The 23736-nt window shown below is 70.3% G+C and carries 24 protein-coding genes and 1 tRNA gene; 12 read left to right on the plus strand and 13 right to left on the minus strand.

Annotated elements, in window-relative coordinates:
* Nucleotides 1–351 precede the first annotated feature (351 nt).
* The 4 genes from D7006_RS01410 to D7006_RS01425 all read left to right on the plus strand — a co-directional run bounded on the left by D7006_RS01410 (nucleotide 352) and on the right by D7006_RS01425 (nucleotide 6352).
* The gene (locus D7006_RS01410) at nucleotides 352–957 is read left to right on the plus strand and encodes a biliverdin-producing heme oxygenase (RefSeq protein WP_237355282.1); all 606 of its coding nucleotides are present in this window, start codon (nucleotides 352–354) and stop codon (nucleotides 955–957) included.
* Between the two features lie 77 nt (nucleotides 958–1034).
* On the plus strand, nucleotides 1035–3677 hold the full coding sequence (locus tag D7006_RS01415; RefSeq protein ID WP_237355283.1) for a LodA/GoxA family CTQ-dependent oxidase: 2643 nt from the start codon (nucleotides 1035–1037) through the stop codon (nucleotides 3675–3677).
* Nucleotides 3674–4732, plus strand: a complete 1059-nt coding sequence (locus tag D7006_RS01420; RefSeq protein ID WP_237355284.1) for an NAD(P)/FAD-dependent oxidoreductase — start codon at nucleotides 3674–3676, stop codon at nucleotides 4730–4732. Before D7006_RS01415 ends, D7006_RS01420 begins: the two co-directional genes overlap by 4 nt.
* Nucleotides 4733–4780: 48 nt before the next feature.
* The gene (locus tag D7006_RS01425) at nucleotides 4781–6352 is read left to right on the plus strand and encodes an FAD-dependent monooxygenase (protein ID WP_237355285.1); all 1572 of its coding nucleotides are present in this window, start codon (nucleotides 4781–4783) and stop codon (nucleotides 6350–6352) included.
* A gap of 6 nt (nucleotides 6353–6358) precedes the next feature.
* On the opposite strand, the gene D7006_RS01430 is transcribed toward D7006_RS01425, so the two are convergent.
* A complete protein-coding gene (locus D7006_RS01430) occupies nucleotides 6359–6976 on the minus strand; it encodes a cysteine hydrolase family protein (protein WP_237355286.1) in 618 nt (205 codons plus the stop codon).
* Nucleotides 6977–7180: a hypothetical protein gene (locus D7006_RS01435; RefSeq protein ID WP_229645025.1), complete on the minus strand. Its 204-nt coding sequence runs from the start codon at nucleotides 7178–7180 to the stop codon at nucleotides 6977–6979.
* A 179-nt stretch (nucleotides 7181–7359) separates the two neighbouring features.
* On the opposite strand from D7006_RS01435, the gene D7006_RS01440 reads away from it, so the two are divergent.
* Both D7006_RS01440 and D7006_RS01445 read left to right on the plus strand, forming a co-directional pair.
* Nucleotides 7360–7647 carry an acyl carrier protein gene (locus D7006_RS01440; RefSeq protein ID WP_237355287.1) on the plus strand — a complete coding sequence of 96 codons (288 nt, stop codon included), beginning with the start codon at nucleotides 7360–7362 and terminating at the stop codon, nucleotides 7645–7647.
* Nucleotides 7644–8849 carry a beta-ketoacyl synthase gene (locus D7006_RS01445; protein ID WP_237355288.1) on the plus strand — a complete coding sequence of 402 codons (1206 nt, stop codon included), beginning with the start codon at nucleotides 7644–7646 and terminating at the stop codon, nucleotides 8847–8849. Before D7006_RS01440 ends, D7006_RS01445 begins: the two co-directional genes overlap by 4 nt.
* Nucleotides 8850–8933: 84 nt before the next feature.
* On the opposite strand, the gene D7006_RS01450 is transcribed toward D7006_RS01445, so the two are convergent.
* Nucleotides 8934–9623, minus strand: a complete 690-nt coding sequence (locus tag D7006_RS01450; RefSeq protein WP_237355289.1) for a fumarylacetoacetate hydrolase family protein — start codon at nucleotides 9621–9623, stop codon at nucleotides 8934–8936.
* Between the two features lie 187 nt (nucleotides 9624–9810).
* Between D7006_RS01450 and D7006_RS01455 the strand changes: the two genes are divergently transcribed.
* Nucleotides 9811–10794, plus strand: coding sequence for an LLM class flavin-dependent oxidoreductase (locus D7006_RS01455; protein ID WP_237355290.1), 984 nt, complete (start codon nucleotides 9811–9813; stop codon nucleotides 10792–10794).
* Here the strand turns inward: D7006_RS01455 and cmk are convergent.
* Entirely contained in the window at nucleotides 10791–11411 is a 621-nt protein-coding gene (gene cmk, locus D7006_RS01460; protein ID WP_237355291.1) for a (d)CMP kinase, read from the minus strand. The genes D7006_RS01455 and cmk overlap by 4 nt on opposite strands.
* Before the next feature lie 10 nt (nucleotides 11412–11421).
* On the minus strand, nucleotides 11422–12804 hold the full coding sequence (gene aroA / locus D7006_RS01465) for a 3-phosphoshikimate 1-carboxyvinyltransferase (protein WP_237355292.1): 1383 nt from the start codon (nucleotides 12802–12804) through the stop codon (nucleotides 11422–11424).
* A 193-nt stretch (nucleotides 12805–12997) separates the two neighbouring features.
* On the opposite strand from aroA, the gene D7006_RS01470 reads away from it, so the two are divergent.
* The 3 genes from D7006_RS01470 to D7006_RS01480 all read left to right on the plus strand — a co-directional run bounded on the left by D7006_RS01470 (nucleotide 12998) and on the right by D7006_RS01480 (nucleotide 15009).
* The gene (locus D7006_RS01470; protein WP_169124791.1) at nucleotides 12998–13393 is read left to right on the plus strand and encodes a TIGR02300 family protein; all 396 of its coding nucleotides are present in this window, start codon (nucleotides 12998–13000) and stop codon (nucleotides 13391–13393) included.
* A 156-nt stretch (nucleotides 13394–13549) separates the two neighbouring features.
* A tRNA-Ala gene (locus D7006_RS01475) sits at nucleotides 13550–13625 on the plus strand.
* 379 nt (nucleotides 13626–14004) lie between these two features.
* Nucleotides 14005–15009, plus strand: a complete 1005-nt coding sequence (locus D7006_RS01480; protein WP_237355293.1) for a diguanylate cyclase — start codon at nucleotides 14005–14007, stop codon at nucleotides 15007–15009.
* Nucleotides 15010–15057: 48 nt separating this feature from the next.
* Here the strand turns inward: D7006_RS01480 and ilvD are convergent, their stop codons facing one another.
* Nucleotides 15058–16911, minus strand: coding sequence for a dihydroxy-acid dehydratase (gene ilvD / locus D7006_RS01485; RefSeq protein WP_237356833.1), 1854 nt, complete (start codon nucleotides 16909–16911; stop codon nucleotides 15058–15060).
* 294 nt (nucleotides 16912–17205) lie between these two features.
* Here ilvD and D7006_RS01490 point away from each other — a divergent pair, with 294 nt between their 5' ends.
* Complete coding sequence (locus tag D7006_RS01490; protein ID WP_237355294.1) at nucleotides 17206–18618, plus strand: pyridoxal-dependent decarboxylase; 1413 nt, start codon at nucleotides 17206–17208, stop codon at nucleotides 18616–18618.
* Nucleotide 18619: 1 nt separating this feature from the next.
* Here D7006_RS01490 and D7006_RS01495 read toward each other — a convergent pair whose 3' ends face one another.
* Genes D7006_RS01495 through D7006_RS01505 form a run of 3 tightly spaced genes read right to left on the minus strand, consistent with a single transcriptional unit; the run spans nucleotide 18620 to nucleotide 19784 of the window.
* The gene (locus D7006_RS01495) at nucleotides 18620–19198 is read right to left on the minus strand and encodes a DUF6456 domain-containing protein (protein WP_237355295.1); all 579 of its coding nucleotides are present in this window, start codon (nucleotides 19196–19198) and stop codon (nucleotides 18620–18622) included.
* Nucleotides 19199–19200: 2 nt separating this feature from the next.
* On the minus strand, nucleotides 19201–19584 hold the full coding sequence (locus D7006_RS01500; protein ID WP_237355296.1) for a helix-turn-helix domain-containing protein: 384 nt from the start codon (nucleotides 19582–19584) through the stop codon (nucleotides 19201–19203).
* Entirely contained in the window at nucleotides 19581–19784 is a 204-nt protein-coding gene (locus D7006_RS01505) for a hypothetical protein (RefSeq protein WP_237355297.1), read from the minus strand. The genes D7006_RS01500 and D7006_RS01505 overlap by 4 nt, the downstream gene beginning before the upstream one ends.
* Nucleotides 19785–19809: 25 nt before the next feature.
* On the opposite strand from D7006_RS01505, the gene D7006_RS01510 reads away from it, so the two are divergent.
* Nucleotides 19810–20115 carry a hypothetical protein gene (locus tag D7006_RS01510; protein ID WP_237355298.1) on the plus strand — a complete coding sequence of 102 codons (306 nt, stop codon included), beginning with the start codon at nucleotides 19810–19812 and terminating at the stop codon, nucleotides 20113–20115.
* On the opposite strand, the gene cysK is transcribed toward D7006_RS01510, so the two are convergent.
* From cysK to coaBC, 4 genes are all read right to left on the minus strand, one after another.
* On the minus strand, nucleotides 20082–21065 hold the full coding sequence (cysK, locus tag D7006_RS01515; RefSeq protein ID WP_169124788.1) for a cysteine synthase A: 984 nt from the start codon (nucleotides 21063–21065) through the stop codon (nucleotides 20082–20084). The two genes, D7006_RS01510 and cysK, sit on opposite strands and share 34 nt — an antisense overlap.
* Before the next feature lie 211 nt (nucleotides 21066–21276).
* Nucleotides 21277–21717 carry an Rrf2 family transcriptional regulator gene (locus D7006_RS01520; RefSeq protein ID WP_024281083.1) on the minus strand — a complete coding sequence of 147 codons (441 nt, stop codon included), beginning with the start codon at nucleotides 21715–21717 and terminating at the stop codon, nucleotides 21277–21279.
* A 74-nt stretch (nucleotides 21718–21791) separates the two neighbouring features.
* Nucleotides 21792–22256 (minus strand): dUTP diphosphatase, encoded by a 465-nt coding sequence (gene dut, locus D7006_RS01525; RefSeq protein WP_237355299.1) that lies wholly within the window; start codon nucleotides 22254–22256, stop codon nucleotides 21792–21794.
* Entirely contained in the window at nucleotides 22253–23470 is a 1218-nt protein-coding gene (gene coaBC, locus D7006_RS01530; protein ID WP_237355300.1) for a bifunctional phosphopantothenoylcysteine decarboxylase/phosphopantothenate--cysteine ligase CoaBC, read from the minus strand. Before coaBC ends, dut begins: the two co-directional genes overlap by 4 nt.
* Nucleotides 23471–23736: the final 266 nt, after the last annotated feature.

Genomic DNA, 23736 nt, shown 5'->3' on the forward strand with positions numbered 1-23736 from the left:
CCTACATCAAGGCTGCGGCGAACTCGACCGCGCCGCAGCCGGCCCGCCCTTGCCTATCTCCGCGCCGGGCCGAACGTTCCGAGTGTTGATTGGAATTTTTCCAGCAAAGCTTGCGTTGCGGCGGCTGCCGTCTCTAGGGCGCAAAGCTGGCCTCGCCGGCCGTTTGATGTAATGATGTCGCAAGCATTGATTTCCACATCGGAGAGCTGCGGCGATGACTTGCCACTGCGGTCGCAGACGCTGCTGCCTAACCTTGCGAGATGCCGCGTATCCGCCTAGACAGATTCGGACTGTGCCTATTCTGGCGGATCATCTGTTTTGATCGAGAATAGTTCAAATATTGAGGCTGCCATGACCACCGCCGAACTCGACCGCTCCCCCGCCCGCGCTGAAAGCCGCGCCTCGGCGCTGAAGGCCCTCACCCATGCCGCCCATGAGCGGCTGGACAGCGCCATCATGGCCGGGCGGCCGTTCGAGAGCCGGGAGCGCTATGGCCGCTTCCTCGCGGTGCAGTATCTGTTTCATCGCGACATCGCCGCGCTCTATGACAGCCCGGCCCTCGGCGCGCTGCTGCCCGATCTGCCCGGCCGTCGGCGGCTCGCCGACATCGCTGCCGATCTCGCCGATCTCGGCCTTCCCGTGCCCGCACCGGGCGATGCCCCCGCCCTCGGCCCCAATGCGCCGCTGCCGGAGGCGCTCGGCTGGCTCTATGTGGCGGAGGGATCGAACCTCGGCGCCGCCTTCCTGCTGAAGGCCGCCGCCGCCCTCGGCCTCGACGAGCGCTTCGGCGCCCGCCACCTCGCCGCCGCGCCCGAGGGGCGGGGCCTCCACTGGAAGACTTTCGTCGCCGCCCTCGATGCGGTGCCGCTCTCGGCCGAGGAGGAGGCGCGCGCCGCCAAGGGCGCGGAAGCGGCGTTCGGGCGGGTGGCCTCCTACGTGGGCGATCATTTCGCCTGAGTTTCCCGCAGGCACTCTTTACGGCATAGCCATCGCTTGCCTAGTCTCGCCGCGCTCGGGGGAGCGGGGAGGGGACCATGGGGGACGGGGTGCTGTCGCGCCGTGCATTCGTTGCGGGGATCTCGGCCGGCCTTGCGGGCGCCACGCAGGCGTCGGCGGCACAGGGGGGGATCGATCCGAAGCGGGTGGCGCGCATCGCCATCCATCCCGCCATCGGCGTGGCGCGGGTGGGCAACAGCAAGGACGCCTTTTATTTCGGCCCCGAAGTGCCCGGCGGCGTGCCGGTCGGTCCCTTCAAGGACGAGGCCGGCGCCATGGCCCGGCAGGCCGCCCGCTTCCGCCTCTTCGCCTATGACGCGCAGGGCCGCGTGCTGGGCGAGGTGACGGCGCGCGAGGCTGAAATAAGCTGGACGCTGACCGTCGCCAACACCAAGGCGCTCTGGTACGGCATCGACATTCCCTTCGACCTGCCCGGCGCCCCCGCCGCCGGCCGCCGCAACGCCAAGGTGGCGGACCGCGCCAGCCTCGCCATCGTTCCCGGTCCGCGCACCGTGGCCGGGCCGGGGGCCAGGCCCCAGCGGCTCGATGGTGGGGCCTTTCAGGGCCAGTCGGTCAATCTCGGCGAGGTGATGACCGACGCCGCCGGCCACCTCGTGGTGATGCCCGCCTCCGGCCGCTGCCACCCCGCCCCCGATGCCCCGCCCATGAGCGGCTATGCCGACAATGACGGCTGGGCCGACGACACCGGCGACGGTCCGGTGGATGCGGTGGTGCGCATGGGCGGCCGGGAATTCCGCGCCGATCCCGCATGGCTCATCAGCGTCGGCCCCAATTACGCGCCGGCCATCGCGACCAGCCTCGTCACGCTCTACGACGTGGTGGAGGCGACGCTGGTGGGCGCCGGCGTCCGCAAGGCGCCGCCCACCGTGTTCGAGGATCACGTCTGGCCGGTCTTCGCGCGCCTCTCCGATCTGCAATGGGTGAATGCCGGCTTCCTCGCCAAATTCGGCTTCGGATCGCCCCGGGACTTCGCGCGCCCCGCCTTGCGCGCCCGCCTTGCGGATGCCTCGCCGGCCAATGCCGCCTTCCGGGCCGAAATCCTCGCGCTGTTCCGCGACCCCGCCTCCCCCGAGGTGCGGCCGGATCTCGAACCGCAGCTCTATGGCGACCATCTGGTGCTGCCGCCCGATGTCATCGAGCCGCGCCAGTGGATGACGCTGACGCCGCTGCAATATGCCCATCTGCGCAACTGGGCGGCCGGCCACTTCACCCTCGGCCGCCCGGCCCGCGCGGGACGGCTGGAGGGGATCGCCCTCGGCGGCCAGCCAGCGGCGCTGGACCGCGCGGCGCTGGAGGCCTGCGTCGGCGGGCCGTTCCATCCGGGGCAGGAATTCCCGTGGATCGCCCGGGTGCCGTGGATCTGGACGGCGGACATGCGCCTCGTCTCCACCGCCCGCGCGGTGGACCTCACCGATTACGGGCCCGACATGACCTCGCCGGAGGCCTTGTCCAAGTCCGGCCCGCTCTCCCGCCTCGGGCCGGGCGGCATCACCCAGTGGCTGGGCCTGCCGTGGCAGGCGGACTGGTCGAGCTGCCGCTCGGGCTACCAGTCCTCCATCTCCCCCGTTCTGCCCGCCTTCTGGCCGGCGCGGGTGCCCAATACGGTGCTGTCGGAAGCGGACTACGAGGTGGTGATGGACACCGCCCGCGCCATCGATGAGCGGCGCGCCGCCTTCGCCCGCCGCCGCGACTGGGAACGCTTCATCAGCGCGCCGACCCGCCCGCCGGTGCTTGCCGCCATGGCGCAGGACTGGTTCCGCCTCGGCGTCGTCGCCGACCGCCCCGGCCCCAGCGACGGCAGCTTCCCGGCGCGCATGAAGGTGGAGACCCTGGTGGGCTTCGCCCGCGAGCCGGATGCGAGCTACGGCGCCAACACGCTCTATCCGCAGGTGGCCACCTTCCCGCTGGTGGTGGCCAATTCCGACGACAACAGCCTGCGCCTCGTGGATGCCGAGGGGGCGGTGACGGTGATGGCCCTGTCCGCCCCGCTGGAGCGGCCGGAGGGCATGACGCGCAATCTCGACGGCAATCTCTACGTCTCCTGCATGAATGCCGGCTTCGTGCGGCGGGTGACGCCCAAGGGCGAGGTCTCCCTGTTCGCGGAGGGCTTCTCCCAGCCCATGGGCATCGCCGGCGACCGGCAGGGCAACCTCTATGTGGCCAACTGGGTGGAGAAGGGCTTCGTCTCCGTCATCACGCCGGACGGGAAGAGCCGCGTGCTGGTGCCGCCGGAGGCGGGGCTGGTCTCGCCCATCGGCGTCGTGGTGGCGCCAGACGGCGCGCTGCTGGTGAGCTGGGGCGGCACCTCGGTGGCGCGCATCAACGCGACCACGGGCGAAATCCTCAACCCCAACTGGCTCACCGGCTTCCGCAATCCCCGCCAGATGGCCTACGACACCTCCTATCGCCTCTATGTGGCGGACCAGCTGGAGAATGCCGTGCGGCGCTTCGATCCGCTCGGCACGCCCATCCCGCTCATCCTGCGCGGGGCGGAGCTGACCATGCCGTTCGGCCTCGCCTTCGACCTCAAGGGCGATCTCTACACGTCGCAGACGCGGGGGCGGCTCATCAAGAAGGTGCAGCTGAAGGGCGAGGTGGGCATCGTCTCCGACTTCGCCGACGGCTTGCCCAATCCGGGCGGTCTCGTTTTCATCGGATGAGCTGCGATCTGCTCGTGGCGGGTGCCGGCCCGGCCGGTTCCGCCGCCGCCATCGCCGCGGCGGGGCGTGGGCTGAGGGTGGTGCTGCTCCACGATGCGCGCGGCCAGGCGTGGCCCGGGGAGAGCCTGCCGCCGGGCATGGCAGGGCTGGTGGACGCCGCCTTCGGCCCGGGGCTGCTCGACGAGGACCGCCACCTCGTGGCCTACGGCACCCGATCCTGCTGGGGCAGCGACGATCTCATCGAGACGGATTTCCTGGCCAATCCCCTCGGTGGCGGCTGGCTGCTCGACCGCGCCCGCTTCGATGCCGACGCCCGCGCCCGTGCCGAAGCGGCAGGCGCGATGTTGGTCACGGGGCGGATGGAGGGCATCGTCGCCGCGCCGGACGGATGGGATGTGACGCTCAGGGACGGCCGGCGCCTTGCCGCGCGCTTCGTGCTCGACGCCACCGGCCGGGCCGCCGCCGTGGCGCGGCACGTCGGCTCGGGGCGGGAGGCTTTCGACCGTCAGGTGGCGCTGGTGGCGACGCTGGATGATGCCGACCCCTATCGCGGCACGAGCGTGGAGGCGGTGGCGGACGGCTGGTGGTACACGACGCCGCTGCCGGGCGGCCGGCGCGTCCTCGCCTTCCTCACGGATGCCGACCTGCTCGGGGATGGCGTCGCCGGCTGGGCGCGGCGCCTCGGGGAGACGTTTCACATGCGGCGGCTGGCGGGGGCGGGCGCCGGCGCGGTGGTGCCCCGCACCTCTCCGGCCGAGACCGCCGCCGGGCGCAGCCTCCACGGCCCGCGCTGGTGCGCGGCGGGGGATGCGGCCATGACGTTCGATCCCCTCTCCTCGCAGGGCATCTCCGCCGCCATTCTCATGGGCGCGCGGGCCGGCGGGCTGGTGGCGCAGGCGCTGGCGGGGGAGGGCGCGGCCTTCGCGGACTGGGCAGAGGATTACCGGACGCTGCAAGGCGAGACGGCCGACCTCGGCCGCCATTACGCGCTGATGGAAACCCGCTGGCGCGACGCGCCCTTCTGGTCCCGCCGCCGTTCGGCCGGACCCCTTTGAATTTCCAGCTTTGCCGTGCTCCATTGCGGCAAATGGGGAGAACGTGCCTTGGTTCCTGACGTGACCGTCCTGGTGGTGGGGGCCGGGCCCACCGGGCTGCTGCTCGGCGCTGAACTGAAACGCCGGGGCGTGGACAGCCTCATCATTGATGCCCACGACGCGCCGATGGCGTGGGACCGCGCCACCGTGGTGCATCCGCGCTCCATCGAGGTGTTCGATCATCTCGGCATCGCCGCGCCGCTCCTCGCCGCCGGGGTGAAGCAGCGCATCGCCCGCATCCATGCGGATGGCGCGGTGCTGGGCGAGATCGACCTCGGCCTGGCCGGCAGCCGCTACGGCTACAATATCGGCATCTCCGAGGAGGTGACCGAGCAGATCCTCACCGAATATCTCGCCCGGCTCGGCGGCGGGGTGACGCGCGGCACCAAGCTTGTGGACCTGGAGTCGCATGGCGACGGCGTGGTCGCCATGCTGGAGAATGGCGGCGAGACGAAGGTGATCCGCGCCCGCTGGGTGGTGGGCTGCGACGGCCACCGCAGCGCCGTGCGCAGCCTCGCCGGCATCGGGCAGGACGGCCATCCCATCGAGGAGCCGTGGGCGGTGTTCGACGCCACCGTCACCGATTTCCCGCACGCCTTCGAGGCGACCTACGCCTATCTGGACGACGTCCCCCTCATCCTCACCGCGCTGCCGAACCAACGCTGGCGCGCTTATGTGCGGCCGAGCGGGCCGGACAGCGATCTGGTGGCGGACGCCTCGGTCCCCCTCGCGCGCTATCTGCCGGCGTCGCGCTTCGTGGATGTGGCCAATCCCGTCCGCTTCCAGTGCTACACGCGGGTGGCGCAGAAATACCGGTCCGGCCGCCTGCTGCTGGCGGGCGATGCCGCCCACACCTGCAGCCCCATCCAGGGGCACGGCATGAACAGTGGCATCCAGGACGCCTTCAATCTCGCCTGGAAGCTGGCTCTGGTGGCGCAGGGCCATTGCGCCGACACCCTGCTCGACAGCTACGAGGCCGAGCGCCGGCCTGTGGCCCAGCGCATCACCGCCTCGGGCGACGAGGCGGACAGCGCCCAGATGCTGAAGGACGCCGCCGACCGTCAGGCACGCAACGCCATCATCCGCGAGGTGCTCGCCGATCCCAAGACGCGCCACCATGAGGCGGTGGCCGAGGCCGAGCTGGACGTGGACTATGCGGGCTCGCCCATCGTGGTGGGGGAGGCGGGTCCGGGATTGGCCCCCGGCCAGCGCCTGCCGGACCGCATCGCGGTGGGCACGGCGGACGGCGAGGCGATGATGCTGGACGATCTCGTCAACCGCACCGGCCACACCATCCTGCTGCTCGGCGGCGAGCGGGCGAGCGGCGAAAAGGTCGCCAGCCTCTATCAGGCGCTGGCCGAGCGCAGCGCCGCCCCGCTCTATGGCGCCAGCTTCGCGGCGGCGGTGGCCGGCGGCGGGCCGGGCGTCGCCAGCCTGTCCGCTGATGATGCCGCGCGGCTGGGCATCTCCTGCATGACCCTGCTGGTGGTGCGGCCGGACGGCCATATCGGGCTGCGTGCCGATTCGGGGCACGAAACGGCGCTCACCGCCTATGGCTTGAAGCTGGGTCTGCGGCGGTAATCCGCCTCACGCGGCGGCGGCGGTGCGCCAGGCGGAGAGAATCTCCTCCGCGTCGGCCACCTCCACCTGAATGGACAAGCGCTGCGACAGCATGGCGAGCACGGCGTCGTGCCCGGCATCGGAGGAGGAGCAGACCGCATCGCGGGCCACCACCACGCGGTAGCCGTAGTCCACCGCATCGAACAGGGTGGCGAGGATGCAGACATCCGTCTCCGCGCCCGACAGCACCAGCGTGTCGGCGCCCAGATGCGCGAGGGTCGGCAGCAGGGTGGGGGACGAAAACGCCGAATAGCGCGTCTTGTCGATGAGCCGCGCCGGCGGCGTGAAGCGCTTGAGCTCCGGCACCAGCTCCAGAAGCGCCGGCGCCAGCTCCTGCCGCGTCACTTCGCGCCACTTGCTGTAGAGGTGGCGCCAGCTTCCGGGCAGCGCTTCCGCGGTGTGGCGCGGAATGAAGCGGGTGAACAACGTGCGCCCGGGGGCGCGGCCGGCGAGTTCGACGATGACCGGCAGGATGCGCGGTGTCCACGGCGCCGGCCAGGGGCCGCCGGGGCCGAACAAGTGCTGCATGTCCACGCACAGATGCGCCGTGCGCGGGCAGATGGCGCCTCTCAGACCCTGTCCCATTCACTCCTCCGGCGGCGGTCCGGCCTCGCCCGGCCGTCCGGTGGGCTGATCCGCCCCGCGGGCGCCGATGCCGACCATGGCGGCTTCCTCGGTCGCATAGGGGCCGCCGGCAGGGGTGCCGTCCGGGGTGACCGCCCACCAGCCGGGCATGACGCCGAGGCGGGTCGCGTCGGCCTTCGAAATGAGTCGCGGTTCGAGCGTCATGGCGTCTCCTCGCTGCCCGCAACCGGCGGGCTTGTCCGGCTCAACGGCACGGCGCGGGGGCGGGTTCCGGCACCGGACGCCGCGACAGGTGGACAGCCCCGGTGCTGCTGTGCATTTTAGCCCCTCCCGGAGGGGGTGACGGCGGCGCCGCCGCCGTGGACCGGGTACGGAGAAGTTGCGTGGCGGAATTCAGCGGACGCAGGGCCGAAATCCTCGCGGTCATCGCAGAAGAGGCATCCATCGATCCGGCCATCATCGACGCCGAGACCAGCGTCGCGGACCTCGGGATCGGGTCGCTCGATCTGGTGGAGCTGATCTTCAAGATCGAGGAGCGCTTCGGTATCGAGGTGCCGTCCCATGGCGTACTGGAAAGCAATGACGTGAAGGTCTTCGCCTTGCTCGAAGCCGTCGAGCAGCTCATCGACGCCAGGAGCGGCAAGGTTTCCACGGCGCAGCCGGCACGATGAGCCGCAGGGTCGCCATCACCGGCATCGGCGCCGTTTCCGCGCTCGGCCTCGGCATTCCCGTCCATCTCGCCGCCTTGCGCGAGGGGCGCGGCGGTATCGGGCCGCTCACGCTGGTGCCGCCCGAGCAGGTGAAGACGCGGGTGGTCGGGGAGGTGCCGGGCTACGCCGCCGAAGCGCACTTCAACCCGCGACAGATTTCCACGATCGACCGGTCCGGCCAGTTCGCCTTGCTGGCGGCAGCGGAAGCGATGGATGCGGCGGCCGGCGCCACCGAGGGCGTATCGCCGCAGAAGGCCGGCGTCATCTTCGGCGCGGCGGTTGGCTGTCAGACTTTGGAAGAGGGCTATGTGCGCATCCTGCGCGACGGCGCCCGCCCGCTGCCCTTCACGGTGCCGCGCGTGATGCCCTCGTCCGCGGCAAGCCAGATTTCCATGGCCTACCACATCACCGGGCCGAGCTTCAGCACCGCCTCGGCCTGCTCCTCCGCCTCCCACGCCATCGGCCTTGCCTTCCAGATGATCCGCGGCGGGATGCTGGACATGGCCGTGACCGGCGGCTGCGAGGCCCCGCTGACGCTGGGCATGGTGAAGAGCTGGGAAGCCTTGCGCGTGCTGGCGGCGGACACCTGCCGCCCGTTCTCGAAGGACCGCAGCGGGCTGGTGCTGGGTGAAGGCGCGGCCGTGCTGGTGCTGGAGGAGATGGAGCGGGCCCGCGCCCGTGGCGCCACCATCCTCGGCGAGGTGCTCGGCTTCGGCATGACCGCCGATGGCGCGGACCTGACGGCGCCCGACGCGTCGAGCACCGCCCGTGCCATTTCCGCCGCCCTCGAAGATGCGGGGCTCGATGCCGGCGCGGTGGATTACGTCGCGGCGCACGGCACCGGCACGGTGCTGAACGACAAGACCGAGACCACGTCGCTGCGCACGGTGCTGGGCGAGAGGCTGGCCAAGGTGCCGGTGTCATCGCTGAAATCCATGACCGGCCATTGCTTCGGCGCCTCGGGGGCGCTGGGCGTCACGGCGGCGCTGCTCGGCATGCGCAACGGCTTCCTGCCGCCCACGCTGAATTTCCGCGAGCCCGATCCCGAGTGCGACGTGGATTGCGTGCCCAACGCCCCGCGGGCGGCCTCGGCGGAAATCGCCCTGGTGAATGCCTTCGCCTTCGGCGGCCTGAACGCGGTGCTCGCGATCAGGGCCGCCTGACGCCGCCCGGCGGGTCGCTGAGGCGCCCCACCGGCCAGCCGAGGCCCGTGACGCTTTCACGGGCCTGTTCACCGACCTTGCCGATCAGTCCACCGTCAGGCAGATCTCGCCGACGCCCTCGACGCCACCTTCCAGCACGTCACCCTTGTGCACGGGCCCGACGCCCGCCGGGGTGCCGGCGAAGATGAGGTCGCCGGGGGCGAGGCGGAACAGGGTGGAGAGGGTCGCGATCATCTCCGGCACCTTCCAGATCATCTGGTTGAGGTTGCCTTCCTGCTTCATCCGGTCGTTGATCTTCAGGAAGATGCGGCCGGTGCCGGGGTGCCCGGCGGTGGCCACCGGCAGGATGGCCGAGCAGGGGGCGGATTCCTCGAAGGCCTTGCCGGTTTCCCACGGGCGGCCGAGCTTCTTCGCCTCGCCCTGCAGATCGCGCCGCGTCAGATCGAGGCCGACGCCGTAGCCGAACACATGGTCGAGCGCGCGCTCCACCGGGATGTCCTCGCCGCCTTCCTTCAGCGCCACCACCAGCTCCACCTCGTGGTGCAGGTCCTTGGTGAGCTTGGGATAGGAGATGGTCGAGCCCGAGCGCACCAGCGTGTCCGGATTCTTCTGGAAGAAGAAGGGCGGCTCCTTGTTGGGGTCGTGGCCCATCTCCACCGCGTGGTCGGCGAAGTTGCGGCCGACGCAATAGATGCGGTGCACCGGGAAGACCGCGTCGCTGCCGACGATGGGCAGATGCGGATGGGGCTGGGGCTGGAAGACGTAGCTGGCCATGGGGCGCTCCGGATGTTCGGCGTCCTGCATAGGGCGCCGCCGCCGGGGAGAAAAGGGCGAAACGTCGCAGCGCGGGCCGGCGGCGCCGGAGCATGGCGCGGAAGCTATATTCAAACTAATATAGCGTTATTTCATGCGGGGTGCCGGCCGCAAGCGGGCGCCCTCTCATTCCGCTCCGGGGATTGCCATGCGACTGGGCCTCTTCTGCACCTATGAAAACCCCCGGCAGGACTACGCCTCCGCCTATGCCGAGCAGACCGCGCTGGTCGAGCGGGTGGAGGATCTCGGCTTCGAGGAAGCGTGGATCGCCGAACATCATTTCAATCCGCAGGCGGCGAGCCCCTCCTGCCTCGCCATCCTCGCTTATCTCGCCGGCCGCACCACGCGCATCCGGCTCGGCGCCGCGGCGGTGCTGCTGCCGCTGCATCATCCCGTGGGCGTGGCTGAAGACGCGGCCACGGTGGACATCCTCTCCGGCGGGCGGCTCGAACTCGGCGTCGGTCGCGGCGGCCCCTTTCCCCTGCACGAGCAGCATTTCGGCGTGGCCGGGGCGGAGAGCCGCGGCCGGATGCTGGAAGCGCTCGATCTTGTCGCCGCGCTGCTGGAGGGCGGACCGGTGACCCGCGAGGGGACCTTCTTCAAGGTCAACGGCCTTGAGCTGGTGCCGCGTCCGGTTCAGGCGCCCGTGCCCATCCACATCGCCTCGGCGACGGCCGAGACGGTGGCCCTCGCCGCCCGGCGCGGCTACGGCATCATGGCGGCGCCGCCCTTTCCCCTCACCGGCATCACGGAGAGCGTCAGGCAGTATCGCGCCGCCGCCCCGGAGGCGGGACGATGCCTCACTCTCCTGCGCTTCCTCCACCTCGCCGACAGCCGGGCGCAGGCGCAGGCGGAGGCGCGGGCCTTCCTCGCTCCGTTCGTCGAGCGCATGAAGGCGACCACGGAAAAGGTGCGCCCGGACTGGGCGCCGTGGTTCGACCTCGATCGGATGATCGCGGATTCGCTCATCGGAACGGAGGCGGACGTGACCGATCAGGTGGCTGCGCTGGAGCGCGAGCTGGCGCCGCGTTCGCTGGTCCTGAAGCCGCTGGCGCCGGCCTTCGACAAGCGGATGGCGGACCTGGAGGCATTCGCCCTCCGCATCCGCCCGCAGCTTTCCCTCGCAGCCTAGCCCCGGCGCGCCTCGACGATGGCGAGCGCCGCCGTGAAGGCGGCCTCGATGCCGAGGTCGGAGGTGTCGAGCAGCACGGCGTCATCCGCCTTGAGGAGCGGCGCGCTGGAGCGGCCGGAATCGCGCTCGTCGCGCTTCAGGATGTCCGCCAGAACCGCGTCATAGGAGATATCCTCTCCCCGTCCCAGCAGCTCGCGGAAGCGCCGCTCGGCCCGCACGTCCGGCCGCGCGGTGACGAACAGCTTGGCGGGGGCGTCCGGGCAGATGACGGTGCCGATGTCGCGCCCATCCAGCACTGCGCCGCCCGGCTGGCTGGCGAACCGGCGCTGGAGGTCGAGCAGCGCCGCGCGCACGCCCGGCCGCGCCGCCACCACGGACGCGCCTTCGCCCAGTTCCGCCGTGCGCAGGGCTTCGGGATCGAGGTCCGCCACATCCAGCGTCTGCGCGGCCTGTTCGGATGCCGCCTCGTCGCCGAGCCGGCCCAGCGCGATGCATCGCGCGGCCACTGCCCGGTAGAGCAGGCCGGTGTCCAGATGCGGCAGGCCGTAATAAGCAGCGAGCCGCCGGGCCAGCGTACCCTTGCCGGACGCGGCCGGCCCGTCGATGGCGATGACCATGGCCGCCCCGTCAGTCGATGACGGCGCCGAGGCCGCGCATCATGGGCATGAAGGTGGGGAAGGAGGTGGCGATGAAGGCCACGTCGTCCACGCTCACGCCGTCCGTGCTGGCAAGCCCCAGAACCAGGAAGGACATGGCGATGCGGTGGTCCATATGGGTCTCCACCGGCCCGCCGCCCTTGACCGTCGCGGCGCCGGTGACGAGGAGGTCGTCGCCCTTCACCTCGTGGGCGATGCCGCAGGCGGCAAGGCCGGCCGCCACGGCGGCGAGGCGGTCGCTCTCCTTCACCCGCAGCTCGGACAGGCCGCGCATGGCCGTGGTGCCCTCGGCAAAGGCCGCGGCGACGGCGAGGACGGGATATTCGTCGACCATGGCCGGCGCCCGCTCGGGAGGCACTTCCACGCCCTTCAGGCGGGAATGGCGCACCCGGAGGTCCGCCACCCGCTCGCCGCCCTCGGTGCGCTCGGCGACGACGGTGATGTCTGCGCCCATTTCGAGGAGGGTGGTGATGAGGCCGGTGCGCAGCGGGTTCATCATCACGTCGGTGAGGACGATATCCGACCCGGGCACGATCAGCGCCGCCACCAGCGGGAAGGCGGCGGAGGAGGGATCGGCCGGCACGTCCACCGGCGCGGCGACGAGGTGCGGACGGCCCTTCAGCGTGATGCGGCGGCCATGGGCGCCGTGGGGCTCGACGGAAATCTCGGCGCCGAAATGCTCCAGCATCCGCTCGGTATGGTCGCGGGTGGCCTCGCGCTCGATCACCACCGTCTCGCCTTCGGCACCGAGGCCGGCGAGCAGCACGGCGGACTTCACCTGCGCGGAGGGAACCGGGGTCTCGTAGGTGATGGCCTTGGTCTCGGAGCTGCCCTTGAGGGTGAGCGGCAGGCGGCCGCCCTCGGCCGAGGAGACCAGCTCGACGCCCATCTGGGTGAGCGGATCGAGCACGCGCTTCATGGGGCGGCGGCGCAGGCTCGCATCCCCGTCAAAGCCGGCGATGACGTGCTGGCCGGCCACCGCGCCCATCATCAGCCGCACGCCGGTGCCGGAATTGCCGAAATCAAGCGGGGCGGCGGGGGAGGCAAGGCCGCGGCCGCCGGTGCCCGTCACCTCCCACGCGCCCTCGCCGGTGCGGGTGACGCAGGCCCCCAAGGCCCCGCAGGCCTTGGCGGTATTCAGCACATCCTCGCCTTCGAGCAGGCCGGTGATGTGGGTGGTGCCCTCCGCGAACAGCCCGAAGATCAGCGCCCGATGCGACACCGACTTGTCGCCGGGAACCCGGACCCGGCCCGAGAGCGCGGGGGAGCGGCGCCCGGTGGCGGGGCGGGCCTCGCCCGTGCCGTGGCCGTGAGCTTCGGAAGCGCCTGCGGTTGCGGGTTCGGGATGGGCCATTCTTGCCTCGCTCGGGCGGTCTAAAGCCGGCCGTTCGCCGGGCGATCGCCGCATGTTCTTTTCGGGCCGTCGTCTAGCATGCCCCAGCCCGCGGCGTCACGCTGTTGCGACGCCATGATGATCTGCCCTTGACAGGGGGCGGGCGAAACGCCAATGGAGCACGCTCCTTATACAGCTCCCGAGGAACTTTGCCGTGGCGAAGCCCGAACTCGGCACCAAGCGCATCTGTCCTGTCACGGGGCGCAAGTTTTACGACCTCAACAAGGACCCCATCGTGTCGCCGTTCACGGGGGAATCCTATCCAAGGTCCTATTTTGAACCCGCAGCCCGCGGCGCCAGCCGCGCCGAGCCGCGTGCAGCCGTCGCCGAAGAGGCGGATGGCGAGGAGGCCGAGGCCGAGGTCATCAGCCTCGAGGAAGCCGACGAGGAAGCCGCCGCCCCCGCCAAGGTGGTGGTCGGCGACGACGTGGACGTGGACGACGACATCGAGGCCGGTGACGACGACACGTTCCTCGAAGAAGACGAAGATGATGGGGACGATGTCTCCGATCTGATCGGTGAGGGCCTCGAAGACGACGAAGAGGCTTGATACCCGACGCGGCCTGTGCTTTAAGGCCGCTCTCGCTCGGCGGACGTGAGTCGCCGGGCACCCCGCCGCGGGACTTCCCGGCGCGCTAACTGGCTCTCCTGCCGAGGTTTTTCGACCTTGGTGATCGAGCGGAAAGTGCGCAGCCCGCGGCCCGGTGGGGCCATAGCTCAGTTGGGAGAGCGCTTGAATGGCATTCAAGAGGTCGGCGGTTCGATTCCGCCTGGCTCCACCAAATTTCTACCCGGCCTGAAGCACCCAGCAGGCTTTTCCGGGTCTTTCTCCCGCCCGTGACATCCCAGCCGTCGGTCCCGCAGGGTCGCCACCCCAATCAGGTGCGGTCCACGCGATTCGATGTGGCTCGTTGAGGCGCCGTCACGGCTTCCGCGAATCATCGTCCGATTCGCGTGCGTCCCTTCCGCGAATCATCCATCCCGCGCCCGCGCTCTCCAGAGCTGCAAGGGCGACACGCTTCCAGGTTGTGCCGACGCCCGTGCGCCTCCTGCACGCCCGTTGCGCCAGCGGGGGGTACCTGCCAGCCTCAACAAGAGTTATCCCCACCTTCGCCGCCGACCGGTCCGCCCGCCCCAGCGTCATCGATCGAGGTCCAGCCCGTGTGGTCACCCCCCGCCGCCCCCGCCAACGAGGCCGACCGCCTCGCCGTCCTTGCGACATGCGGCCTCATGGATAGCCCGCCGGACGAACGATTCGACCGCCTGACTCGGCTGGCCCGCCGGCTCTACGGGGCGGACGTCGCCTTCCTCGGCCTCATCGACGCGACCCACCAGTGGCAGAAATCGCGCACGTCGGATCTCGTGCCGGCGAGCGTCCCCCGGCGCGACACCGTCTGCAACGTGATGGTGAACAGCGGCGCGCCGCTGGTGATCGGCGACATGGCGTGCGATCCGCGCCTCGCCGGCCATCCCGCCGTGGCGCACCTGCCGCTGCGTTTCTATGCCGGCGCGCCGCTGATGGTGGCGCCCGAACTGGTCATCGGCTCGCTGTGCGTGATGGGGCGGGAGGCGCGGGACCAGGAGGCCTTCGATTTCGGCCCGCTGCTGGACCTCGCGGCGGTGGCCGCGGACGAGGTGGAGCTGCTGCGCCTCAATCTCGACCTCGCGCGCAAATCGCAGGTGGATGACCTCACCGGCCTGCTCAACCGGCGCAGCTTCGACGAGGCGATGGAGCGCGCGGTGCGCCGGGCCCAGCGCCTCGCCGGCCCGCTGTCGCTGCTGGTGATCGATGTCGACCACTTCAAGGTGGTCAACGACCTGTGGGGCCATCAGGCGGGGGATGCGGTGCTGGCCGCCATCGGCGGCGTGCTGGCGCGGCAGCCGGCCCGCGCGCAGGACACGGCGGCGCGCTATGGCGGCGAGGAATTCGCGGTGATCCTGCCCGATACCGACGAGGCCGGCTGCGATGCTGTGGGGGCCGCGCTGCTGGCGGCGCTGCGGGCGGAGAACATTCCCCACCCCTCCGGCGGCCGGGTGACGGCGAGCATCGGCGGGGCCACCGCGCGGGGCGAGAATCTCGACGACCTGTTCGCGGCGGCGGATGCCGCGCTCTACGCGGCAAAGGACGGCGGCCGCGATCTCTATTGCCGCAGCGTCGTGGGCTGACCGGCCCGGCGACGGTGGCGGCGGGAGAAGGCCCGCCGCCGTTTTTACTCAGCGGCGGATGCTGTTCACGTCGCGCACCGCGCCGCGGGCGGCGGAGGTGGTGAGGGCGGCGTAGGCCTGGAGGGCCTGGGAGACGACGCGCTTGCGGTTCTCCGGCTTCCAGGCGGCGGCACCCTTGGCTTCCATGGCGGCACGGCGCTCGGCCAGCACCTCGTCGGACACCGCCACGCGGATCACCCGGTTCGGGATATCGATCTCGATGGTGTCACCCTCTTCCACGAGGCCGATGGCGCCGCCTTCCGCCGCTTCCGGCGAGCAATGGCCGATGGACAGGCCCGAGGAGCCGCCCGAGAAGCGCCCGTCGGTGACCAGCGCGCACGCCTTCCCGAGGCCCTTCGACTTCAGATAGGAGGTCGGATACAGCATCTCCTGCATGCCCGGCCCGCCGCGCGGCCCCTCATAGCGGATCAGAACCACGTCGCCGGGCTGGATGCGCCCGGTGGAGAGGATGGCCTCCACCGCCGCGTCCTGGCTCTCGAAGATGCGCGCCTTGCCGGTGAACTTCAGGATGGATGCGTCCACGCCCGCCGTCTTCACGATGCAGCCGTCCAGCGCGATGTTGCCGTAGAGCACGGCGAGGCCGCCGTCCTTGGAATAAGCGTGCTCCACATTGCGGATGACACCGGCCTCGCGGTCGAGGTCGAGGTCGTCCCAGCGGCGGGACTGGCTGAACGCCACCTGGGTGGGCACGCCGCCGGGCGCGGCGCGGAAGAAGGTGCCGACGCTCTCGCTCTTGGTGCGCACCACGTCCCAGCGGTCCAGCGCATCGGCCATGGTCGGCGCGTGCACGGTGGGCAGATCGGTGTGGATGAGGCCGCCGCGATCCAGCTCGCCGAGGATGGCCATGATGCCGCCGGCGCGGTGCACGTCCTCCATATGGATGTTGGCGACAGCGGGGGCGACCTTGCACAGCACCGGCACCTTGCGCGACAGCCGGTCGATGTCCGCCATGGTGAAGGGCACTTCGCCCTCGTTGGCGGCGGCCAGCAGGTGCAGCACCGTATTGGTGGAGCCGCCCATGGAGATGTCCAGCGTCATGGCGTTCTCGAACGCCTTGAACGAGGCGATGGACCGCGGCAGCACGCCGGCATCGTCCTGCTCGTAATAGCGGCGGGCGAGATCGACGATGAGGTGGCCGGCCTCCACGAACAGCCGCTCGCGGTCGGCATGGGTGGCGAGCACCGAGCCGTTGCCGGGCAGCGCGAGGCCCAGCGCCTCGGTGAGGCAGTTCATGGAATTGGCGGTGAACATGCCCGAGCACGAGCCACAGGTGGGGCAGGCGGACCGCTCCATCACCGTCACGTCGGCGTCCGACACTTTGTCGTCGGCGGCGGCGATCATGGCGTCGATGAGGTCCACCTTCTTCTCGCCGGTGGAGAGCAGCACCTTGCCGGCCTCCATGGGGCCGCCCGAGACGAACACGGCCGGGATGTTGAGGCGCATGGCGGCCATCAGCATGCCGGGGGTGATCTTGTCGCAATTGGAGATGCAGACCATGGCGTCGGCGCAGTGGGCGTTGACCATGTATTCCACGCTGTCGGCGATGATCTCGCGGGACGGCAGGGAATAGAGCATGCCGTCATGGCCCATGGCGATGCCGTCATCCACCGCGATGGTGTTGAACTCCTTGGCGACGCCGCCGGCCTTCTCGATCTCGCGCGCCACCAGCTGGCCGAGGTCCTTGAGGTGCACGTGGCCGGGCACGAACTGGGTGAAGGAATTCACCACCGCGATGATCGGCTTGCCGAAATCGCCGTCCTTCATGCCGGTGGCGCGCCACAGGCCGCGGGCGCCGGCCATGTTGCGACCGTGGGTGGACGTGCGGGAGCGGTATTGGGGCATATCCTCGCGGGCCTCGTTCTTGCGGCGCACCGGTCTCGTCGGCGCGTCTCGTGGTCGTGTCGGGCTCCGCGTCGGCGGGCTGTGGCCGCCTGCGTCCGGAGCTTTCGCGCCGTCTTAGTGCGGCCGGGGCTCCGGGGAAAGCCCTTTCCCTTGAGACACTAGCATGGAGAAGGGCCTGTAGCGGACACGAAGGCGGGAGGGCGCTCCCTCCCGCTCAAGCTGTCGCAGCCCGCCTGCGTTTGCCGCGCCGGCGAAGTCGGCTATGTCCCCCTCCGGTAGTGACGAGGATCAGGAATGGACGGGGACACCTTCCGCCATTGGGCGCACGAGGCGGCGACCTTCGCGGCGGACTATCGCGAGACGCTCCGGGACCAGCCCGTCCGCGCCCGCACGAAGCCCGGCGAGATCGCCGCCCAGCTTCCCCAAAGTCCGCCGGAAGAGGCGGAGCCCATGGCGGCCCTGTTCGAGGATTTCCGGCGCATCATCGTACCGGGCATGACCCACTGGCAGCATCCGCGCTTCTTCGCCTACTTTCCCGCCAACGCCAGCCCCGCCAGCGTGATCGCGGAGATGCTCTCCTCCGCCATGGGGGCGCAATGCCTGCTGTGGCAGACCTCGCCGGCCGCGACCGAGCTGGAAGGCGTGGCGCTGGACTGGCTGCGCCAGGCGGTGGGCCTGCCGGCGGATTTCACCGGCGTCATCCAGGATTCCGCCTCCTCCGCCACCCTCTGCGCCTTCCTCACCATGCGCGAGCGGGCGCTGGGCTTCACCGGCAACGCCACCGGCCTCGCCGGGCGCGAGCGGCTCAGGGTCTATGCGTCGGCGGAAGTCCATACCTCCATCGACCGGGCGGCGTGGGTGTCCGGCATCGGTGCTGACAACCTCATCCGGATACCGACCAAGGGTCCGCTGCGGGGCATGGACCCGGCCGCCCTGGAGGTCGCCATCGCCGCCGACCGCGCCGCCGGGCACCGGCCGGCCGGACTCGTTCTCTGCATCGGTGGAACCGGCACCGGCGCCATCGATTCCCCACCCGAACTCATTCGAATCGCGCATCGGCATGGCCTGTTCGTGCATGCCGATGCGGCATGGGCGGGCACGGCGATGATCTGCCCCGAGTTCCGCGATCTGTGGGCGGGGGTGGAGGCGGCGGACAGCATCGTGCTCAATCCGCACAAATGGCTGGGCGTGCAGTTCGACTGCTCCGCCCATTACCTCAAAAGCGTGGACGACCACCTGCGCACCCTGTCCATCCAGCCGGAGTATCTGAAGACCCACGGCCACGACGACATCACCAATTACAGCGAATGGACGGTGCAGCTCGGCCGCCGCTTCCGCGCGCTGAAGCTCTGGTTTGTCCTGCGTGCGCATGGACTTAACGGGCTTCGGGAGATGCTGCGCAACCATGTGCGCTGGTCGCAGGCCCTGGCCGGCAGGCTCGCGGCGGAACCGGGATTTGCGCTGGCGAGCACGCCGGTGCTGTCCCTCTTCACCTTCCGCCACGACCCCGGCGACGGGCGCGACCTCGACGCCCACATGCTGGCGATTCTCACCGCCATTAATGACGGCGGCGCCCTCTATCTCACCCCCACCCGCATCGACGGGCATCTGGCCATCCGCTTCCAGGCGGGGGCAATTGAGACGACGGAAGGCGACGTGGACGCCGCCTTCCAAATCATCCGCGACACGGCCAGGGCCTTGTCCTGACTTAACTTTCGGCCTCCGCAGTCTCCGGCGCCTGCCACGCCCGCATCCTGGCCCGGTCGCGGCCGGTGGCCGAGGCGGAAATCCCGTAATGGGCGGCGAGGCGGTCGAGGGCGAGGCACAGTACCACCTTGGCGGTGCGCGCCGGCCATCGGCGCTCCCGCTCCACCGTCTCCAACCCCTTGAGAAAGCAGCAGACGTCCAGCAATACGCCGGACAATTCCGGCCCCACCGCAGTGAGCGCGCGGGAGACCCGGAGCTTGGCCGCCAGCACCATGTCGGTGAAAGCTTCCGGTGTACCGGCCCCCGACACCTCGCTCCAGCGGCTGGTGACGCGGGGGGTAAGATTGGCCCGGGTGAAATCGGCCCGGAGCCGCTCTCCCGCCTGCAACTGGGCCGCATCCACCATAGTCCGGCCGTCCTTGCCCTGCCGCCGCGCCAGCCAGGCGAGCGGGCTTTCCGCCGGGTTGAAGCCCGGTTTGTCCGCCGCCGGCTTGGCTGCGGCCCGGCGTCGGCCCCGACCGGAAGGGCGGGCGGAAGACGCTGATTTTACGCCGCTTTCGCCTGCAGATCCCGTCACCATGGTCACGCCTCCGCCGCCCAGCGCAGGCAGGCTTCCAGCCGGCCGACCTTCTGGTCGAACGCCGTCGCGTCCCGCAATTCCTCGATGCGCCGGCAGGCATGGGCGACGGTGGAGCGATCCCGGCCGAACGCCGCCGCCACCGCCGCCTGAGGCAGACCCAGCCCCACATGGGCGAGATACATGGCGAGCTGCCGCGCGAGGGCCACCGGCGCGGTCGAGCGACTGTGCGCCAGCAAGGCGTCCACGGTCATTCCGGCATCGGCCGCCGCCACCGCGACGGCCAGATGCCAGCAGGGTTTCGGGCGGGTCGGACGGCACCCCCGGGAGGCGCGGACGGGGTCGGCGGAGGGGCGGGCGACCGAGGGGGCGGCGGGCAAAGGGCTCATCGGGGACGCTCACTGTAGGTAAAAATTCCTACATCAATCATCCGCCCTTGCAAGGGGAGGGGGATAGAGAATGCAACCTGTGTTTGTGATGAAGGGGAATAAACGTCATTGAAAACAGACATATAGCTAAATTGTGGCATGTCTTTGCCATGTTCGCGAAATAGGAATTTATCCTCCTGCCCCCAGCGCCGCTCCAGCATCGCCCGATATCCAGGGAGGAGCGGCATGGCCGGTACGGATGGGAAGGGCAGACGGGCGCATGCCTTCGCGGCCGAGGCGGCCGAGATGCAGGTCGGGCGGCTGATGCGCGGGCTGGAGGTGTTCTGCGAGGGGCCGGCGGGCATCGCACGGGCGCTGCGCGCGGTGCGAAAGGCCGCGCGGGCCGGTGGCGCCGGCTATGATCCGGCCCGCCATGCGGCGCTGCTGCGGCTCCAGCGGCTTGGACAGAAAGCAGATTGCGCCCGCGCCCCGGCCGGTGCCGGGGCGCGGGCAAAGGCTCAGAGGCCTTCGAACAGCGCGGTCGAGAGATAGCGCTCGGCGAAGGAGGGTACGATGGCGACGATGGTCTTGCCGGCCATGTCGTCACGCACCGCCAGCTCCAAGGCGGCCGCCACGGCGGCGCCGGAGGAGATGCCGCCGGGAATGCCTTCATAGCGGGCAAGCGCGCGGGCGGTGTCGAAGGCGGTCTGGTTGCCCACCGTCACCACCTCGTCGATGATCGAGCGATCGAGCACTTCGGGCACGAAGCCGGCGCCGATGCCCTGGATCTTGTGCGGGCCGGGAGGGCCGCCGGAGAGCACCGGGGAATCCTCCGGCTCCACCGCGATCATCTTGAGCGAGGCCTTACGGGGCTTCAGCACCTGGCCGATGCCGGTGATGGTGCCGCCGGTGCCGACGCCGGCCACCACCGCGTCCACCTTGCCGTTGGTGTCGTTCCAGATTTCCTCGGCCGTGGTGCGGCGGTGCACCTCGGGGTTCGCCTTGTTCTTGAACTGCTGGGGCATCACCGCCTTGGGCATCTCGGCGATGATCTGCTCGGCCCGCGACACGGCGCCCTTCATGCCGAGGTTGGCGGGGGTCAGCACCAGCTCGGCGCCGAGCAGGGTCAGCATCTTGCGGCGCTCGATGGACATGCTCTCGGGCATGACCAGGATGAGCCGGTAGCCCCGGGCCGCCGCGACGAAGGCGAGCGCGATGCCCGTGTTGCCGGAGGTCGGCTCCACCAGCACGGTGTCCGCATCGAGCGCGCCGGCCGCTTCCATCGCGTCGATCATGGCGACGCCGATGCGGTCCTTCACGCTGCTGATGGGATTGAAGAATTCGAGCTTGGCGAGGATGTCCGCCTTGGCTCCGCGCAGCTCGGGCAGCCGCTTGAGCCGCACCAGCGGCGTGTTGCCGATGGTCTCGGTGATGGAATCATAGACCCTGCCCCGGCCCACGAGGGGCGCGGAGGACACGATCTTGGCGGCAGGTTGTGCCATGGGCGATCTCCTTCTTGTCTTGTCTCGTCTGCTCCGGGCGGGCCTCCCGGCGCGCCGCGCTGCGTCCGGCGCAAAAAGCGGGGCCTGTCCTCGCGGGTGGGGAACGCTCTACCTCGGGGGAACTCTCGAGCGCGGAAATAGAACCCTTTTCTGCCGCCGGGTCGATTCCGGCGTGAGTCCGGCCGGGCCGTCGCCGGCCCGGAGGCCGGACTCAGATGGCGAAGTCGATCCTCTCGTGCTCCGAGCCGTGCCCCTTGTCGTCGGCGGCACGGCAGAGGTCCTCGAGGGTCACGCCATCGAGGGCGGTGTCGAACGTGTCCTCGGCAGCGGCCACGGCGGGCTGGACCACTTCCGTCACCAGCGGCGGCAGGATGATCTCCTTTTCCTCCTCGGCGCCCTCGACCACCCGCACGATCTCGGCGACCGACACCCGGCGGCGTTCCCGCGCCAGCTCGTAGCCGCCGCGCGGGCCCCGCACGCCCTTGAGGACGCCGGCATGGACAAGCGCCTGCAGCACCGGCTCCAGCCGGCGGGGGGGAAGCCCGTGGCGGGCGGCCAGCGCCTTGGCGGCAACCGGAGCGCCACGGGCGTGGACGGCCACATCCACCACGGCGGCGATGGCGAGGAGGCTCTTGTCGGAAAGGCGCGGCATCGGAGGGACGGCTTCCTTTAAGGGCGGGCGTCTCGAAAGGTGAAACTGCTCCCAGCCGTCCACCGACGGCTAAATCACGTGGAACCGAGGCCTGTGGATCCAAAACCACCGGAACCGCGTGCAGTTTCGCTCAATTCTCCGATTTCTTCCAGCATTATTTGAACGACCGGCGCCACGACGAGCTGCGCGATCCGCATGCCGCGGCTGATTTCCAGGGGCTCGCGGCCGTGGTTGACGAGCAGGACGGCGATCTCCCCCCGGTAGTCGCAATCCACGGTGCCCGGTGCATTCAACACGGTGACGCCGTGGTTCTTGGCGAGGCCCGAGCGCGGCCGCACCTGCGCCTCGTAGCCGTCAGGCAAGGCGATGGCGAAGCCGGTGGGAATGGCGGCCCGCGCGCCCGGCGCCAGCAGGAGCGGCGCGTCGGCCGGCAGGGCGCAGGCGAGGTCCATGCCGGCGGCGCCGGGGGTGGCATAAGCGGGCAGGGGGAGGCCTGCGGCGTGTGGCAGGCGCTGGATCTTCACAGGGGGCGTTGTCACGGATGGGTTCCCGAAAGTTCGGCGGCGATGCGGGCGACGAGGTGGCGGGCGACCTCGGCCTTGGTGGCCGAGGGCCAATCCTCCACGCCGCCGGCGGTGACGAGGTGCACGGTGTTGCTGTCGCCGCCCATGATGCCGGTGGCGGGGGACACGTCGTTGGCGACGATCCAGTCGCAGCCCTTGCGCAGGCGCTTGTCGCGGGCATGGGCCACCACCTGCTCGGTCTCCGCCGCGAAGCCGATCACCAGACGCGGACGCAGGGTGTGGTGGCGCGAGACCGAGGCGAGGATGTCGGGATTCTCCACCAGCGTCAGGGTGGGCGCGCCGCCGCCGTCCTTCTTGATCTTTTGCTCCGACGCGTCGGCCACCCGCCAGTCGGCGACCGCCGCGGCGAAGACGGCGGCGTCCACCGGCAGGTTCTCTTCCACGGCGGCCAGCATGTCGCGGGCGCTCTCCACGTGGATCACGCGCACGCCCGCGGGGTCCGCTGCCTCGGCCGGGCCGGAGACCAGCACCACCTCGGCGCCGGCGGCGCGGGCGGCGGCGGCGATCGCATGGCCCTGCTTGCCGGAGGAGCGATTGGCGATGTAGCGCACCGGATCGATGGGCTCGTGGGTCGGGCCCGAGGTGACGAGGATGCGGCGGCCCGCGAGCAGCCGCGACGCGCCGTCGTCGAAATGCGCCTCGATGGCGGCGAGAATCTCCATCGGCTCCGCCATGCGGCCCTCGCCGAACTCGCCGCGCTCGGCCATGGCTCCCGAATTGGGGCCGACCACGGAAACCCCGTCCGCTTTGAGCTGGGCGACGTTGCGGCGTGTGGCGGGGTGCGCCCACATGCGCGGGTTCATGGCGGGGGCAACCAGCACCGGCTTGTCGGTGGCGAGAAGGCAGGTGGTGGCGAGGTCATCGGCGAGACCGTGCGCCATGCGGGCGAGAAGATCGGCGGTGGCCGGCGCCACCACGAGGAGGTCCGCCTCCCGCGACAGCCGGATATGGCCGATGTCGTGCTCCGCCGTCAGATCGAACAAGTCGGTGAACACCCGCTCGCCGGTGATGGCCCCGACCGACAGGGGTGTCACGAATCGCCCCGCCGCCTCGGTCATGATGGCGCGGACCGTGGCGCCGCGCTCCTTGAGGCGGCGCGCCAGATCGAGGCACTTATATGCGGCAATACCCCCTCCGATGAGGAGGAGGATGCGCTTGTCCTTCAGCATCGGCGGCTCCATTGCGTCGTCCCGCCGCAGTACAGCACGCAATGGCCGCCATGCAACGCGTCCGCCTTGGAATGCCGGCCAGATCGTACTCGCGGTATACGGAATTCCGTAGTGCATCCCAGAGTAGTTCCGAGGTGTATCGGTATCCGGCGATTGCATTGCCGGACCCCATGAATTGTCGAGCTGTCCGGCCGCCAAGAAACGTTCGAAGAAAATCGTGGCCAGCGATACGATTACGCCCCGGCCGCGCGCCTCGCGTGCTGGCG

Origin of the sequence: Xanthobacter sp. YC-JY1, from assembly GCF_021730305.1 — a bacterium.
In the GTDB taxonomy this organism is placed as follows: domain Bacteria; phylum Pseudomonadota; class Alphaproteobacteria; order Rhizobiales; family Xanthobacteraceae; genus Xanthobacter; species Xanthobacter flavus.

What these genes read in the sequence shown, in the direction of transcription:
- D7006_RS01410 (WP_237355282.1), top strand. Translation starts at nt 352, where the DNA reads ATGACCACCGCCGAACTCGACCGCTCCCCCGCCCGCGCTGAAAGCCGC.
- D7006_RS01415 (WP_237355283.1), top strand. Translation starts at nt 1,035, where the DNA reads ATGGGGGACGGGGTGCTGTCGCGCCGTGCATTCGTTGCGGGGATCTCG.
- D7006_RS01420 (WP_237355284.1), top strand. Translation starts at nt 3,674, where the DNA reads ATGAGCTGCGATCTGCTCGTGGCGGGTGCCGGCCCGGCCGGTTCCGCC.
- D7006_RS01430 (WP_237355286.1), bottom strand. Translation starts at nt 6,976, where the DNA reads ATGGGACAGGGTCTGAGAGGCGCCATCTGCCCGCGCACGGCGCATCTG.
- D7006_RS01435 (WP_229645025.1), bottom strand. Translation starts at nt 7,180, where the DNA reads ATGACGCTCGAACCGCGACTCATTTCGAAGGCCGACGCGACCCGCCTC.
- D7006_RS01445 (WP_237355288.1), top strand. Translation starts at nt 7,644, where the DNA reads ATGAGCCGCAGGGTCGCCATCACCGGCATCGGCGCCGTTTCCGCGCTC.
- D7006_RS01450 (WP_237355289.1), bottom strand. Translation starts at nt 9,623, where the DNA reads ATGGCCAGCTACGTCTTCCAGCCCCAGCCCCATCCGCATCTGCCCATC.
- D7006_RS01455 (WP_237355290.1), top strand. Translation starts at nt 9,811, where the DNA reads ATGCGACTGGGCCTCTTCTGCACCTATGAAAACCCCCGGCAGGACTAC.
- cmk (WP_237355291.1), bottom strand. Translation starts at nt 11,411, where the DNA reads ATGGTCATCGCCATCGACGGGCCGGCCGCGTCCGGCAAGGGTACGCTG.
- aroA (WP_237355292.1), bottom strand. Translation starts at nt 12,804, where the DNA reads ATGGCCCATCCCGAACCCGCAACCGCAGGCGCTTCCGAAGCTCACGGC.
- ilvD (WP_237356833.1), bottom strand. Translation starts at nt 16,911, where the DNA reads ATGCCCCAATACCGCTCCCGCACGTCCACCCACGGTCGCAACATGGCC.
- D7006_RS01490 (WP_237355294.1), top strand. Translation starts at nt 17,206, where the DNA reads ATGGACGGGGACACCTTCCGCCATTGGGCGCACGAGGCGGCGACCTTC.
- D7006_RS01495 (WP_237355295.1), bottom strand. Translation starts at nt 19,198, where the DNA reads ATGGTGACGGGATCTGCAGGCGAAAGCGGCGTAAAATCAGCGTCTTCC.
- D7006_RS01500 (WP_237355296.1), bottom strand. Translation starts at nt 19,584, where the DNA reads ATGAGCCCTTTGCCCGCCGCCCCCTCGGTCGCCCGCCCCTCCGCCGAC.
- D7006_RS01505 (WP_237355297.1), bottom strand. Translation starts at nt 19,784, where the DNA reads ATGCTGGAGCGGCGCTGGGGGCAGGAGGATAAATTCCTATTTCGCGAA.
- D7006_RS01510 (WP_237355298.1), top strand. Translation starts at nt 19,810, where the DNA reads ATGGCCGGTACGGATGGGAAGGGCAGACGGGCGCATGCCTTCGCGGCC.
- cysK (WP_169124788.1), bottom strand. Translation starts at nt 21,065, where the DNA reads ATGGCACAACCTGCCGCCAAGATCGTGTCCTCCGCGCCCCTCGTGGGC.
- D7006_RS01520 (WP_024281083.1), bottom strand. Translation starts at nt 21,717, where the DNA reads ATGCCGCGCCTTTCCGACAAGAGCCTCCTCGCCATCGCCGCCGTGGTG.
- coaBC (WP_237355300.1), bottom strand. Translation starts at nt 23,470, where the DNA reads ATGCTGAAGGACAAGCGCATCCTCCTCCTCATCGGAGGGGGTATTGCC.